Annotated in this window: 13 protein-coding genes; 6 read left to right on the forward strand and 7 right to left on the reverse strand. The window is 38.9% G+C overall.

Going from position 1 to position 12,768, the window contains the following annotated elements:
• Window positions 1-62: 62 nt before the first annotated feature.
• Together WAA15_RS20230 and WAA15_RS20235 are read right to left on the reverse strand one after the other, a co-directional pair.
• Window positions 63-3,713 carry a sensor histidine kinase gene (locus WAA15_RS20230; RefSeq protein WP_337044653.1) on the reverse strand — a complete coding sequence of 1,217 codons (3,651 nt, stop codon included), beginning with the start codon at window positions 3,711-3,713 and terminating at the stop codon, window positions 63-65.
• Window positions 3,714-3,846: 133 nt separating this feature from the next.
• Window positions 3,847-4,125: a HesB/IscA family protein gene (locus WAA15_RS20235; RefSeq protein ID WP_337044654.1), complete on the reverse strand. Its 279-nt coding sequence runs from the start codon at window positions 4,123-4,125 to the stop codon at window positions 3,847-3,849.
• 113 nt (window positions 4,126-4,238) lie between these two features.
• On the opposite strand from WAA15_RS20235, the gene WAA15_RS20240 reads away from it, so the two are divergent.
• On the forward strand, window positions 4,239-4,763 hold the full coding sequence (locus tag WAA15_RS20240; protein WP_337044655.1) for a DUF7935 family protein: 525 nt from the start codon (window positions 4,239-4,241) through the stop codon (window positions 4,761-4,763).
• Here WAA15_RS20240 and WAA15_RS20245 read toward each other — a convergent pair.
• The gene (locus tag WAA15_RS20245) at window positions 4,756-5,271 is read right to left on the reverse strand and encodes a DUF421 domain-containing protein (RefSeq protein WP_337044656.1); all 516 of its coding nucleotides are present in this window, start codon (window positions 5,269-5,271) and stop codon (window positions 4,756-4,758) included. The two genes, WAA15_RS20240 and WAA15_RS20245, sit on opposite strands and share 8 nt — an antisense overlap.
• A 204-nt stretch (window positions 5,272-5,475) precedes the next feature.
• Between WAA15_RS20245 and WAA15_RS20250 the strand changes: the two genes are divergently transcribed.
• The 3 genes from WAA15_RS20250 to WAA15_RS20260 are packed head-to-tail and all read left to right on the forward strand — an operon-like array spanning window position 5,476 to window position 8,316.
• Complete coding sequence (locus WAA15_RS20250; RefSeq protein ID WP_337044657.1) at window positions 5,476-6,057, forward strand: RNA polymerase sigma factor; 582 nt, start codon at window positions 5,476-5,478, stop codon at window positions 6,055-6,057.
• Between the two features lie 42 nt (window positions 6,058-6,099).
• On the forward strand, window positions 6,100-7,716 hold the full coding sequence (locus WAA15_RS20255; RefSeq protein ID WP_337044658.1) for a hypothetical protein: 1,617 nt from the start codon (window positions 6,100-6,102) through the stop codon (window positions 7,714-7,716).
• A 45-nt stretch (window positions 7,717-7,761) separates the two neighbouring features.
• Window positions 7,762-8,316, forward strand: coding sequence for a thioredoxin family protein (locus WAA15_RS20260; protein WP_337044659.1), 555 nt, complete (start codon window positions 7,762-7,764; stop codon window positions 8,314-8,316).
• A gap of 275 nt (window positions 8,317-8,591) precedes the next feature.
• Here WAA15_RS20260 and WAA15_RS20265 read toward each other — a convergent pair whose 3' ends face one another.
• Window positions 8,592-9,851 (reverse strand): MFS transporter, encoded by a 1,260-nt coding sequence (locus WAA15_RS20265; RefSeq protein ID WP_337044660.1) that lies wholly within the window; start codon window positions 9,849-9,851, stop codon window positions 8,592-8,594.
• Window positions 9,852-10,041: 190 nt separating this feature from the next.
• Entirely contained in the window at window positions 10,042-10,650 is a 609-nt protein-coding gene (locus tag WAA15_RS20270; RefSeq protein ID WP_337044661.1) for a 3-keto-disaccharide hydrolase, read from the reverse strand.
• A 76-nt stretch (window positions 10,651-10,726) separates the two neighbouring features.
• Between WAA15_RS20270 and WAA15_RS20275 the strand changes: the two genes are divergently transcribed.
• Window positions 10,727-11,470: a hypothetical protein gene (locus tag WAA15_RS20275; protein WP_337044662.1), complete on the forward strand. Its 744-nt coding sequence runs from the start codon at window positions 10,727-10,729 to the stop codon at window positions 11,468-11,470.
• 4 nt (window positions 11,471-11,474) lie between these two features.
• On the opposite strand, the gene WAA15_RS20280 is transcribed toward WAA15_RS20275, so the two are convergent.
• Both WAA15_RS20280 and WAA15_RS20285 read right to left on the reverse strand, forming a co-directional pair.
• Window positions 11,475-11,909, reverse strand: coding sequence for a hypothetical protein (locus tag WAA15_RS20280; RefSeq protein ID WP_337044663.1), 435 nt, complete (start codon window positions 11,907-11,909; stop codon window positions 11,475-11,477).
• An 8-nt stretch (window positions 11,910-11,917) separates the two neighbouring features.
• Window positions 11,918-12,160 carry a hypothetical protein gene (locus WAA15_RS20285; protein WP_337044664.1) on the reverse strand — a complete coding sequence of 81 codons (243 nt, stop codon included), beginning with the start codon at window positions 12,158-12,160 and terminating at the stop codon, window positions 11,918-11,920.
• A 135-nt stretch (window positions 12,161-12,295) separates the two neighbouring features.
• Here WAA15_RS20285 and WAA15_RS20290 point away from each other — a divergent pair, with 135 nt between their 5' ends.
• On the forward strand, window positions 12,296-12,751 hold the full coding sequence (locus WAA15_RS20290; RefSeq protein WP_337044665.1) for a nuclear transport factor 2 family protein: 456 nt from the start codon (window positions 12,296-12,298) through the stop codon (window positions 12,749-12,751).
• Window positions 12,752-12,768 lie beyond the last annotated feature (17 nt).

The raw sequence follows: 12,768 nt of genomic DNA on the forward strand, positions 1-12,768 counted from the left end.
TATAGGAGATTGTAATTGTTATTTTGTAGTGTAATGCCTTTTTTCTTTGGAGAGCTTTAAGGTTATTTCGGCGAAGCCAAAGGCAAATCAATAAAGAAAGTTGTGCCTCTTCCATCTTCGGTTTCAAACCAGATATTTCCTCCAGCGTGTTCTACTCCACGGCGTGCCATTGCCAAGCCTAAGCCTGAGCCGCCCACTTTAGTAGTAAAGTTTGGTAAAAATACTTTCTGGCGATGGTTCTCAGGAATACCCGAACCGTTATCCTGAATCTCAATAATTGCTTTGTCGTCTTCACTACGATAAAGCCTTAAGTTAATAATAGGTCTTTTACCAGCCGGCACTGACTGTATGCCATTAATTATCAGGTTTGTAATAACGCGGCTCATAAACTGGCGGTCGCCTAATACCCACGCATCTTTTTCTTTGATATAAGCATTAAGGGCAATTTTCTCATCTTCGGCATATAAATCGGCCGATTTTTGAATTAAAGGCACCAAATCAAATACCTCGTTCCGTGGTACTGGCATTTTTGCAAACTCAGAAAACGAATTGGCTATTTCGCTGATATTATCAATTTGTTCTGTTAACGAGTTCAAAGCCCGCTCAATCCGCTCTTTAGCCTTAGGATTATCGACAGTGAGCGTTCGTTGTAGTTGCTGAATAGACAACTTCATTGGTGTTAGCGGATTCTTGATTTCGTGTGCCACCTGCTTGGCCATCTCACGCCACGCAGTTTGTTTTTCACTTAACGAAAGTGCCACTTTACTTTCTTCCAGTTTTTTAAGCATCTTGTTATATTCCCGCATCAATAACCCTATCTCATCGTCTGAGTTCCAGTCGAGGCGTTCATGTAACTTATCCAGATTAGTTTTCTTCAATTTCTGAGCAACTATTCTTAACGGATTCGTGAGAATATTAGAAGCGAAGTACGAGATAATCAATAAAATCAGAAAAAGCCATGTAAAAATATTCAGAATAGAAGCGACCACCTCTGTCACCTGACGGTCGAGTGCAGGTTTAGCATCAAAAAACGGAATACCTATTACCCCTAATGGCTTACTGTCTTGCCCTTTAATACTCATATAAGCGGTTTTATATTTAAGGCTTCCGAGCGTTTCGGTCAACAAGGCTTCGTTTTCTTTTTCTTCAATAATGCGTCTGTATGCAAGGGGGTTAATAAAATTAGAGATTAGTCCGTATTCATATACCAAAGGGCGCGTCGTAAGGTTTAGTTTGCCATCCAGATTATACAGATTAATATCTAGTTTGGTATCATGTGCCAAGTCATTGATTTCCTGCTCCAGAAATGCCCTGCTCATACGCTTCTGAATGAAGTTTTCGAGTTGAAGCTGTACGGTTGAAGTAATATTCTTGGTGTTGTCGAGATATGCTTTTTCCTGATTACTCACAAAAGTTGAGTTAATAACACTCAGAGTAATCATTACCACCAATACTAACGGAACCAGAAAAGCCGCATTGAGGTATAACTGAATTTTGGTAGAAAAATTTACATTCATGTTTCTGAGGCTATACTTCATGGTATAAAGTAGCATCACAAACACAATACAAAGTACTGATAACAGAAACAGGAATGAGAAATTCGGGAATATATTATGCCATATCTGGTGCTTTGATGAAATAACTATTTTACGCCCGTTCTGCCCGATTTTACCTACATGGTTATACTCATTAAGTTCAATGCCTTTTTCATAAAGTTGTTTGTCGTTAAGTACCGAAACCGGTAACTTACGCATATAATTGTAATTACCAGAAGTAAAAAGCATCTGGTTTTTCTCATCAAAAACGGCGTAGCTATAATTTTTTGTTTCAGGGGTTTGTACAAATTTTTTATCCATCAATAACTCAGGATAAACACTTTGAGCAAACTCATCTCTGAGTTTTAAGTCAAGTACTACACTTCCTACCTGACTGCCCTCCCTACTGATAGGAATAAAAACTACATATTGTTTAATAAAGCTATCGCTTAAATCATCGACAAAGAAAATATCAGGATTGCCCGTTTTATAAACGGGTTTCTTGTAGTTTTCTTCATAATAATTCAGGTTATGGACTCCTTCCGAAATATCTAACGATTTGCCATTTTTATCAAAAGCCAGCACGTCGGTGTCGTATCGGTCAAAATATAAGTCCAGATGCTTACTTTTTACAATCTGCTGGGTTTGCTCACGAGCTAGCAAGGCTCTGTTAAGAGCGGTACCGATAGCCGTATCTTTCTGCACGGTTTGTATTACTCTGGCCAGTAGCCCTTCGCCTAACACATCATTTTCGGCCAGATATTTCTGGCCAAACTTCTGTTTATCAAAGAAATCCTTTTTTTGTTCTTCTCTGTAAATAACAAACATAGCCATAAATGCAAAAACAAAAGCCCCCGTAAAAAAATAGATAGTGGTTTTGTATTTGAACGTATAAAAAAAGCGAGGCAGTTTATTAACATATATCAACAGAAAGTATAATGCTACGGCCAGATATCCCCAACTGAATTCATCTACCAATATTACAATAATATAGCCTATTATTACCCCTAGAACCCAGCGAATGAGCGCGATTTTATAATCTTTATTCAAACGAATAAAAAGGCTGCAAAACAAGTGATTCAGCAGGAAGAAAATAACAGACAATATAACGTAGAAAAGCAGGGTAGCTATTTTCAAGGATGAAAACGATATACTCAGTGCAAGGTCTAAGGTAAACTGCGATTTTTCGTAAATATGGCAGAGGTTACGGAAAAATATAATTGTAGACCCAATAGAGGTAGCTACTAATATAACCGATACTACTGACTGGAAAATTGAACTGGTTTTGAATAACTTGTAATAGGTGTTTGACCTATAAAAGAACGTTACCAGATACCCCACCAGTATCAGCACCACAATGGCGTTTAGTAGCATATCGCCTAAAGAAGGAGCTAAGCCATTAATGGTCAGGAATTTCGGATTAAAAAGATTTGACTCATAAACAATAAACGGGATACTGTTTGAGAGCATCATGAGGCGAATAAATATCAGATACGCCGCCAACAACGCAAATGCGCGCCCAAACTGATGCGCTCTGATAAGGCTTCCTATCCAGAATACAATATAAATACCTAGTAGCAGAATACTGATAGCCAACAAAAACAGCGTATTGCTTGGAATATTAGAAGCGGTAAGTTTTTCGACCTGAGGCGGAACAACCGAAAACAAAAAACGACCTTTGTCGTCGGTAATATTCAGAAAAGTTTCTTTACTGGCCTGATTCAGTACGTTGTTTGGTTCAGTAGTAAAAATGTGGTGATTATAGCCATTATGCAGGTAATCGTTCTCGTTATGAAACTTGCGGTAAAGGTTAATCAAAGAAAAAACCTCTACATTTCCGCCTTTGTCGCCGAACTTAATGGCGTTTACAATATAAATGCTGTTGTCGGTACTAAGCAGGCGGGTTTCCTGATTACCGGCAATATCCTGATAATTTGGTACAAATCGGTGGTCAGACCAATAAACCAACTGCCCATTACGAAATATGTAATAGGGGTATTCTGTTGCGGTTTCAAAGTTCAGGAAAGTATTCTCGGTAGCTTTCTGATACTTTGTTCCTATGTTAAAAAGTTCGTCTTTAGACCGTAAGATTTCAGCCCTTATTTTTTCTCTGATAGCATTTACATAGTGTTCTTGCGATGCTCTGGGGGCATCTTTCTCAAAAATAAAAAAATTCAACGCAGCTATGATGGTAAATACTACAGAGAGAATAAGGAAGAGATGTCTTTTTAGTAACTGCCAATCCATGTTCACCAATTTAATTCTCAGGAAATACTTACACGAAAACCATGCCAAAACTGCACTTTTTTAATTATCCTTTCAGTATTACAAAGCCTGTACCTGTTTCGGTTTGGGTATAGTCTACTTTCACTCCTATCAGGTACATCAGATGCTTACGGTCAATTACTACTTTCACTCCTTCTATGTGATACACTTCGTCGTTTTCGGTAGCTTTATCCAAGCCCAGAAGATAATTAGCCGAACACGCCCCTCCTTTTAACCCTACCCGCAAGGCATACTCAGCCGGAATCTCCGGCGAGCTAAAAGTCTTCGTTATTTCTTCTTTGGCACTGGCTGTAAATGTTATCATTTTATTTTATTAATACCGGTAGTCTACTTACAAAAATAATCACTCATTTATGATATTCCCTAATGCAGTAATTTATAATTTTGCGGAACAAAATCCTGAAATAAGCATCAAGAATGGAGATAATAGCTGAATTATTAAAAATACTTATTCCCGCAGCGGCCGTTTTGTACGGAATGTACCTCACTACCCAGACCTTTCTGCAAAAGCAGTTTGAACAAAAGCAACTGGAGCTAAAACAAAAAAACACCGAGCTTATTACTCCTCTACGTTTACAGGCTTTCGAACGGATGACTCTTTTTCTGGAACGTATTACCCCTAATAACTTACTGGTAAGGCTTGGTAGCAATAGCATTCATGTACTTGATTTTCAGCAATTACTGCTTCGGGAAATCAGAGAAGAATTTAACCATAACCTTGCCCAACAGGTATATTTATCGCACGAAGCATGGGAGAAAATCCGCCATGCCATGAACGAGGTAGTTACACTGATAAACACTTCAGCCGCCGAACTACCTACCGATGCCCCCGCCCTTGATTTATCAAAACGAATATTCGAGAAAGTTATTACTGAGGGTAAACAACCTACTACCGAAGCACTTCGTTTTTTAAAAGAAGAAATCCAAACGCTGTTTATGTAGTAGCGTTGGGGTTATTGAGTGTTTTATGAATACGTTTTTTATGGGTGCGTGTCCTGAAATCATCCGTCAAGACACTAATGTTGCCGTCTACCTCTAACATAGCAAGGTCAATATTTTCAATTTTTTCAACGCCATGTTCGCGTATAGCTGCTTCTAGTTCAGCATGAGTAAAACCTGTTATTTTCAGGTTTCTTTCCTGAACTTTGCCTTTATATATCAACATAACGGGTTCTCCCTGAATAAGCTTCCCGACGGAATCATAACGCCCGATTATTTTTTTCAGAATAAAATTGGTTATAAACAATGCCCCGGCAGCAATTAAGCCCCCTTGCAACGAATTGTCGGGGCCAACCATAGCATTTTGCACAGCATTACTAATGAGCAAAATAAAAACCAAATCAATCACCGAAAGTTGCGCCAGCTCTTTTTTCCCGAAGAGCCTGATGGCAATAATCATAAATAAATATACCGATATTGCCCGAAGCACTATCTCTGCGTAGGTTGTCATAGGTCTTGATTAATCTTATAGGGTAGCGCATTTAACTACCCTCAAATTTAATGAAACTTTCGGGTTAGTAAAAAAATCTTCTGCATTGCATAAAGTGGCAGAGTTGTCGCTCATTTGTTGTTTTTTGTCGCTTTTTTTCTTAATGTTGGGTATAAATTATAGCCAGACGCAACCCTGGCGTTTTTTCTTGCGTAATCGAAATATATGGTAAATCATTTGCCTGATAGTCCAGAAGAATTACTTGTTGCAAGTTTAAAAGGTGACCGGCAAAGCCAAGAAAGGCTTTACAGGAAGTACTATGGATTTGCTATGAGTGTTTGCTTACGCTATAACCAGAATCGAGAAGAAGCATTAGAAATAGTTAACGATAGTTTTCTGAAGGTTTTTACAAAAGGAGAGCAATACGATGCCGCAGGCAGGCAATCGGCCTACCCTTTCAAAGCATGGTTCAGAAGAATTATTGTCAATACAGCACTAGATTACTACCGGAGTCAACAAAAGCACTATTTCCACGAAAATCTCGAAGAAGCCTACGAGGTTTCTTCAACTGATAGCAATGCTTTGAGCCAATTGAATCATGATGAACTCCTGGAACTTGTTCAGCGTTTGCCGTCTGGATACAAGATGGTATTTAATTTATTTGTAATTGATGGGTTCTCACACGAAGAAATAGCCCAGAAACTACAAATATCCGTAGGCACATCCAAATCAAATTTATCACGCGCGCGGGAGATACTCCGCAAAATGATTATAAAAATCGATAGTGCCTTAACCAACAACCAATAAAGCAAAACAAGGGGCTTCTTAAAGGACGGCCTTTTAAATAAAATGAATAAAAACATACATGATTTATCAGATGAAGAGTTTGACGACCTTTTCAGAGAATCGGCTGAAAAGAGCGAGGTCGACTTTGACCCTGAAGCATGGAAAAAAATGACACAAAAACTTGATGCAGCAGATAATCCTGCATCAGGCTCAGGAACAAAGGGGTCTCCGTTTGGCAAATGGATTTTACCCACAGCTATTATATTACTATTGTTGATTATTGGTAGTTATTTTGTTTTAAAAAAGCCAACTACCACAACAATTGGAACCCTAAAAGACAAACACAAAGAAAACGCAGTAAACAAAGAGGCTAACATTGATAAAAAATATGTAACAACAGATAAAGTCGATACAGAAGATTTAACAACTCATAAAAACCAGGAAAAAGAAGCAACAAATACAGCTAATCTTCCAAAACCAGCTAACACTGAAAAATTACTGAATACAACAAACAATAAAAAAACAACCGAAGGGGGTAGTCTTAGCTCCGAAACAGATAATAAAATAATAGCTGAGAAAAAAACTGGCAACAAACTAAAAACCAATACAGATTCTGACTTTAGTACTAAAGCCAAACAAAAATCATTTAAGAGCAACGCGGTAGTTAAAGAAAAAAACAGGCTGGACACTCACCCAACAAATACGGGCATTTCTGCCAGAAACGAGGCGAGCAGTAAGCGTTTAGCTAATGGTTTAGCTGAGAATAAGCCAGTAATGGCTATTAATGAAATAACTCGTGTACAAAAACGAGGCAGGTCGTTAGCAAAACAAAACTCCAATATTGTACCAGCAGCACTAAAAGATAAGGCTGGCTTAAACAATAAAAGCCTTGAAACTGAGGCCCAGACCTCAACTATGATTGCTGATTCAAGTAGCCAAACCATAGAGAAAATTCAATGGGGGCGGGTGTCGGCACTATCACCGAGATATGCTTCTGCTGGCTATCTGCTTAAACTTCCACAGATAACTTTTACAAGCCCAGAACAAAATTCCATTACAGATTTTATTGCACCCCAGAATACTGCATTTAAACGAGGACTAGGCATTCGTTTGGCTCTTTCGCCTGATTTCAGTTTTATTCCTTCAAATAGTTTTGTAAAGGTTGGCCATAACTGGGCGGCTCTTATCGAGTATCGATTCAACAACAGGTTGAGCTTGCAAGCGGGGGTTATCAGGTCTCTGAAGCTTTATAATGCCATGCCTGACCAATACGAATGGAGTAGCTACTGGACTACCCCTCCGGCTGTAAAAGACATTGATGCTACTTGTAAAATGCTTGATATTCCGGTCAATATCCGATACGATATTTCACAAAAAGCCAATAGCCGTTGGTTTGTTAGTAGCGGTTTTACCAGCTATGTGATGCTGAAAGAAACATATCGTTATAATTATACGAATCCTAACGACCCCAACATTAAACGTACAGGCTGGGAAGGTAAAACAGGTACATATCCGTTTAGTGTTTTAAACTTCTCGGTAGGCTATGAACATCAGCTTTTTCGTCGGTTAAGTTTCCAGATAGAGCCTTTCTATAAACAGCCACTTGGCAAAGTAGGCTACGGTAAAGTGCGTTTGGCAACAACAGGTGTATTTTTTTCTGTCAAATATCCGTTATATTAGTACATTGGTACACAAATTGCTATTTTCAGAATAAAAATATAACCCATGAACAAGATTATCTTATTAGTAGCACTTATAGCTAGCACCTATACTACCTTTGCTCAAAATGCAAATACTGCCAAACACACCGACGGAATACAATGGATTAGTTTGCAGGAGGCTTATAATCGTACACAGAAAGAACCTCGTAAAACCATTGTTGATGTCTACACTCAATGGTGCGGATGGTGCAAAGTAATGGACAGGCAAACCTATACAAACCCCGAAGTAATTGAGTATCTGAACAAAAACTTCTACATGGTGAAGCTGGATGCCGAAACACATGAAGAAATAAGCGTAGGCGGGCAAAAATACACCTTTGATGCACAGCATAATGCAAATCAGGCGGCAGTACTGTTGCTGCAAGGTAAAATGAGCTACCCCACTACTGTTTTTCTGGATGCACAATATAATATGATTCAGCCACTACCGGGGTATCTCGATGCGAAGACGTTCCATCAGGTAATTACCTTCTTTGGTGGAGATAACTTTAAAAAAGAAACCTTTGATCAATACAAAGAAGGTACTTACAAGGAGAGTTTTAGAGCCACAAAGCTATAATTATTATTGTTTTGGATTCAACAGGTAAAGCTGACCTTATTTACTAGGGTCGGCTTTTCTTTTATCCTGTTTCAACGTAATTGTATCGCAAATATATCGTAAAAACCCCTACTGACATAGCGTAAAAATACGCAATTCATTAGGGGTTTTTACGTATTGTTTTCCCAGCTACCTTGCATAATATCTGTATAATTTGCTAACATAAAAAGAGTCCTGATACGGTATAAGTTGCCATATCAGGACTCTTTTTATGTATATATATACGAAAATCAGCTTTATTCTTCCAGAAAATCAAGGTCTTTCCCGTGCGTTTCAGGAATGGTAAGCGTTGAGTAAAAACCTAAAGCAAAACAGATAACCCCTACTATGGCACCTGCAATAATGACTCCCTGGTCAGGTTTAAAGAATTTATACAGCATGGTCATCAATACTACTGTACCACGAACCATATTTGGTACAGTAGTAGCAGCGGTAGCTCGGAGGTTTGTACCAAATTGCTCGGCTCCTACGGTTACAAACATAGCCCAGTAGCCTGTGCCCAAACCTAGCCAGCAACAAACACCATATAACATATCAGGGCTTTTGATACCTCCTGAAAACAAGAAAAACACAACTCCTACCAGTGCAAAGGCCATCATGGCAGCAATAGCTCTCTTGCGTGAATGGAACAAATGACTAATAAAACCACTCAGGAAGTCGCCTACCGAAATACCTACATAAGCCCACATAATTGCCAGACCCGGGTCAACTTTTTCAGTTATTCCCATGGCTTCGCCAAACTCATTGCTAAAATAGGTCAGAATACCGATACAGAACCAAGTAGGCAGCCCGATACCGATACATTTCATGTATTTAACGAAGCGGTCCCAGTTGCTAAAGAAAGCAAAGAAATTGCCTTTCTCGACATGCTTTTTGTTAACAATATCTTTATAAATACCTGATTCAATAACCCCAACACGCAACAATAAAAGCGCAACACCCAAGCCACCACCTATGAGATACGCAACCGTCCAGTCGCCTGAAAGTTTTACAGTAAAAGTAGCCACTACGGCTCCGCATAGCCCTATGCCTGCAACTAGCGAAGTACCAATGGCGCGTAAATGTTTGGGAAGTACCTCTGATACAAGTGTGATACCCGCGCCTAATTCTCCGGCCAGCCCAACTCCTGCAATAAAACGTAGCCACTTATAGGCTTCGATTTTGTCTATGAAAGTAATATGCGGAATAAACCCACAGGCAATATTAGCCAACGAATAAGTAATAATTGAGCCAAAAAGTACCGAAAGTCTGCCTTTTTTATCGCCGAGTACTCCCCAGAGAATCCCCCCTATTAACAAGCCAATCATCTGATAGTTGATAATGGTTGTCCCGACGGACGAGATGGATTCTTTAGTAGTAAGGCCGAGGCTTTCAAGACTTTGTACGCGTACAATACCAAATAGCTGGAGGTCATAGATATCAACAAAATATCCAAGCGCGGCAACAATTACTGGTAAGCTAAAAAGGTACTGCAAAGTAGATTTTTCTTGCTTCATTGCGGTTTAGGTTTTAATAATTTCTGATGTTCAGGTTGGTAAGTTTATTGAAAAGTTTTTCTGAAAGCTAAAAACGAAAAGCCCCTCTGTTAATAATGCTAACAGAGGGGTTAATGGTGTGGGCTAATACACACCCGATAATTGATATTTATTTTTTTTTCGTGACGAACTCATACTCTGAGATCTTAGCTTAAAGTTCTCTCACAACAATGTTTTTCCATTTTACTTTAATACCACCACCACTATGAATCTGCAAGGCAATGCAACCATCTCTTTCGCCGATTTTTGCATCATCCAGCTTAATCATTTCTGTGCCGTTAAGGTAAGTAGTAACTACGTTGTCTACTACTTTTACAGTCATGGTATTCCACTCACCCATTTTCAGGGCTTTATCTTTTTCTTCACTTGGTTTTATTAACCAACCGCGCCCGTGTGACTCATAAATTCCACCTGTTGAGTGGCCCGGAGGGGCTACTTCTGCCTGCCAGCCAGTAATGGTTGTGCCATCAATAGATGAATGAAAAAACACACCACTATTGCCGTCAGCTTCTTGTTTAAATTGAAGTGTTAATTCAAAATTTTTATATTTCTTTTCTGTGCCTAAATAGCCATATTTTTTATCTGGCCCGCTTTCACATACCAGAAGACCATCTTCAACATACCATTTTTCAGTACCATACACCACCCATCCGGTAAGGTCTTTGCCGTTAAATAGTTTTTTACCTTTGCTTTTCTGGGCAAAACCCAAAGACGAAATTAATAAAAGAGTAATAGTTAGGATTTGAAGTTTTGTTTTCATTTTGAATAGAATTTATTTACTGTTACAAAGAAAAGATAAATTTCTTATCTTGCATCACCAACCAAAAACTATTTCTATGATAAAGCAAATATTCCGTATTTTTCTTTTGTCATTTTCGCTTTTTAGTTCGTTTTCTTTTGCGCAACCTTCACTGTATAAAGAGACTTTCGACGGCTTAATTAACAATAAAATTCCTATTTTAATGACCCTCACTTTCGACGATAACCTTATCTACGGTACGTTGGTATATAAAAAAGTTGGGCAGGCCATTAAAGTAGTAGGCTCACTCGAAAACGGCAACGTTCTGTTACATGAGTTCGACTCGAAAACCGATATTACAGGAATATTTTATGGCACTAAAAAAGGTGATGACATTACAGGGTTCTGGACAAAGCCTAACAGCGAGAAAGAAATGAACTTTGTGCTAAAGAAAACCTCTGAAATAAAGATTGAAAGCAGTTATCCGAATGTAACAGGTACTTACGCTTATAATTTCGGCAAAGAAGGAGGCACAGGCAATATTTATGTAAACCAGATAGGGAAAGACAAAATTGTTGTAGAGATGCAGGCCATCAGAGGTGCACCTAGTTATAATCAGGCAATTATTGAGAAAACTACCCTCAAACTTAACGGGAATCAGGCCATTTATGAGAACTCCGAATTTGGCAAATGCAAACTGAAAATTATCTTTTTTGAAGGCGGAGCCACTATTGTATATATGGATGAAGCATTTGAGTGTGGATTTGGCAACGCGGCAACTGTGGCAGGCAACTACCTGAAATTTGATAGTAAAGTGCCAAAATTTGATAAACAGGATTAATTTTTCAGAGCATAAGCACTTGTGTTTCGGTTACTCTGACCATTTCTTCCTGTTCGTCAGCCATTAGGCTATCGGTTATAATAAAAGGACAAACAGCACAGGCTTTGTGCGCTGCCTGATGATACCATCGGCAGTTGTTACGGATATCGCAGGCAGGTAAATTCAGGCTACTTACAAAAGACTCGTTCATTTGCAGTACTTTGTCAATTACAGTACATCGGGAGCCATTCCATTGCCGGCAACCGTTTTCGACGCACTTATTAGTAAACCTAAAACGCTTTTCGGGAGCATTGCCCCGACTGGCAATAGCAATAAACTCATCGGTTACCTCTATTGTCTGAGGCAGTATTGCAACCACCCCCTCATGATTAACAATACCGATAACAGATGCCCCAGTTTCACAAGTGCTACTGGGGCAGGCTTTGTTGAGCAATTTCATTGAAGGTTTCAGTTAAGTGCTTCAAAGGTATTGGCAAGTTTCATGGCGCGGGTATCTTTAAAACGGCGTAACCAGATTCCCAACCATTCAGGATTAATCCTCAGCATATCTTTTTTACCAAGAACTGCCGTGTGGTCAATTCCTGCAATATGCTTGGCAACTACTGCATTGAGGTCTTTTTGCAGGGCTTGCTGCTGTTCTTTTGATAACTCGATGTTTTCGAGTACAACATTGAATTTTGTAGATGGCATGGCTATAAAGTTTTGTAAAAATTTACAGCTCAAAGGTAAACAGGATATTTTGCAGATTTTAGCGTAAAAAGTCGTGATTACTAGCGTAAAAATACTTAATATCATCTTTTTAATCATTCTAAAACTAAAAAACCAATGAAAAAACTATTTACAATTTTGTTTATTGCGTTTTCAGCAACAGCTTTTGCCCAAACCGACGAAGAACAGATTAAAGCAAGTATCAATCAGGTTTTTGATGGTATGCGTAAAAACGATACCACGCTTATTCGTCAGGTATTACACCCATCTTGTTTTCTTAAATCGGTGCTTAAAACTAAAACCGGCGAAGTAAAATTACAGGACGATGCAATTATTGGCTGGTTGAAGTCGGTCGGTACCAAACGCGAAGGCGTAATTCTCGATGAAAGACTAACCTCGTATGATATAAAAGTAGACGGTGCCATGGCAATGGCTTGGACTCCGTATGAATTGTATGTAAGCGACAAGTTTATTCATTGTGGTGTAGACCTTTTCACGTTAATGAAAACCGAAAAAGGCTGGCAAATTATAGGCATAGTTGATACCCGCCGGAAAGAAAACTGCAAACAATAGCCTGTTGCTTTTGTATA

Origin of the sequence: Emticicia sp. 17c, from assembly GCF_037153985.1 — a bacterium.
Lineage (GTDB): Bacteria > Bacteroidota > Bacteroidia > Cytophagales > Spirosomataceae > Emticicia.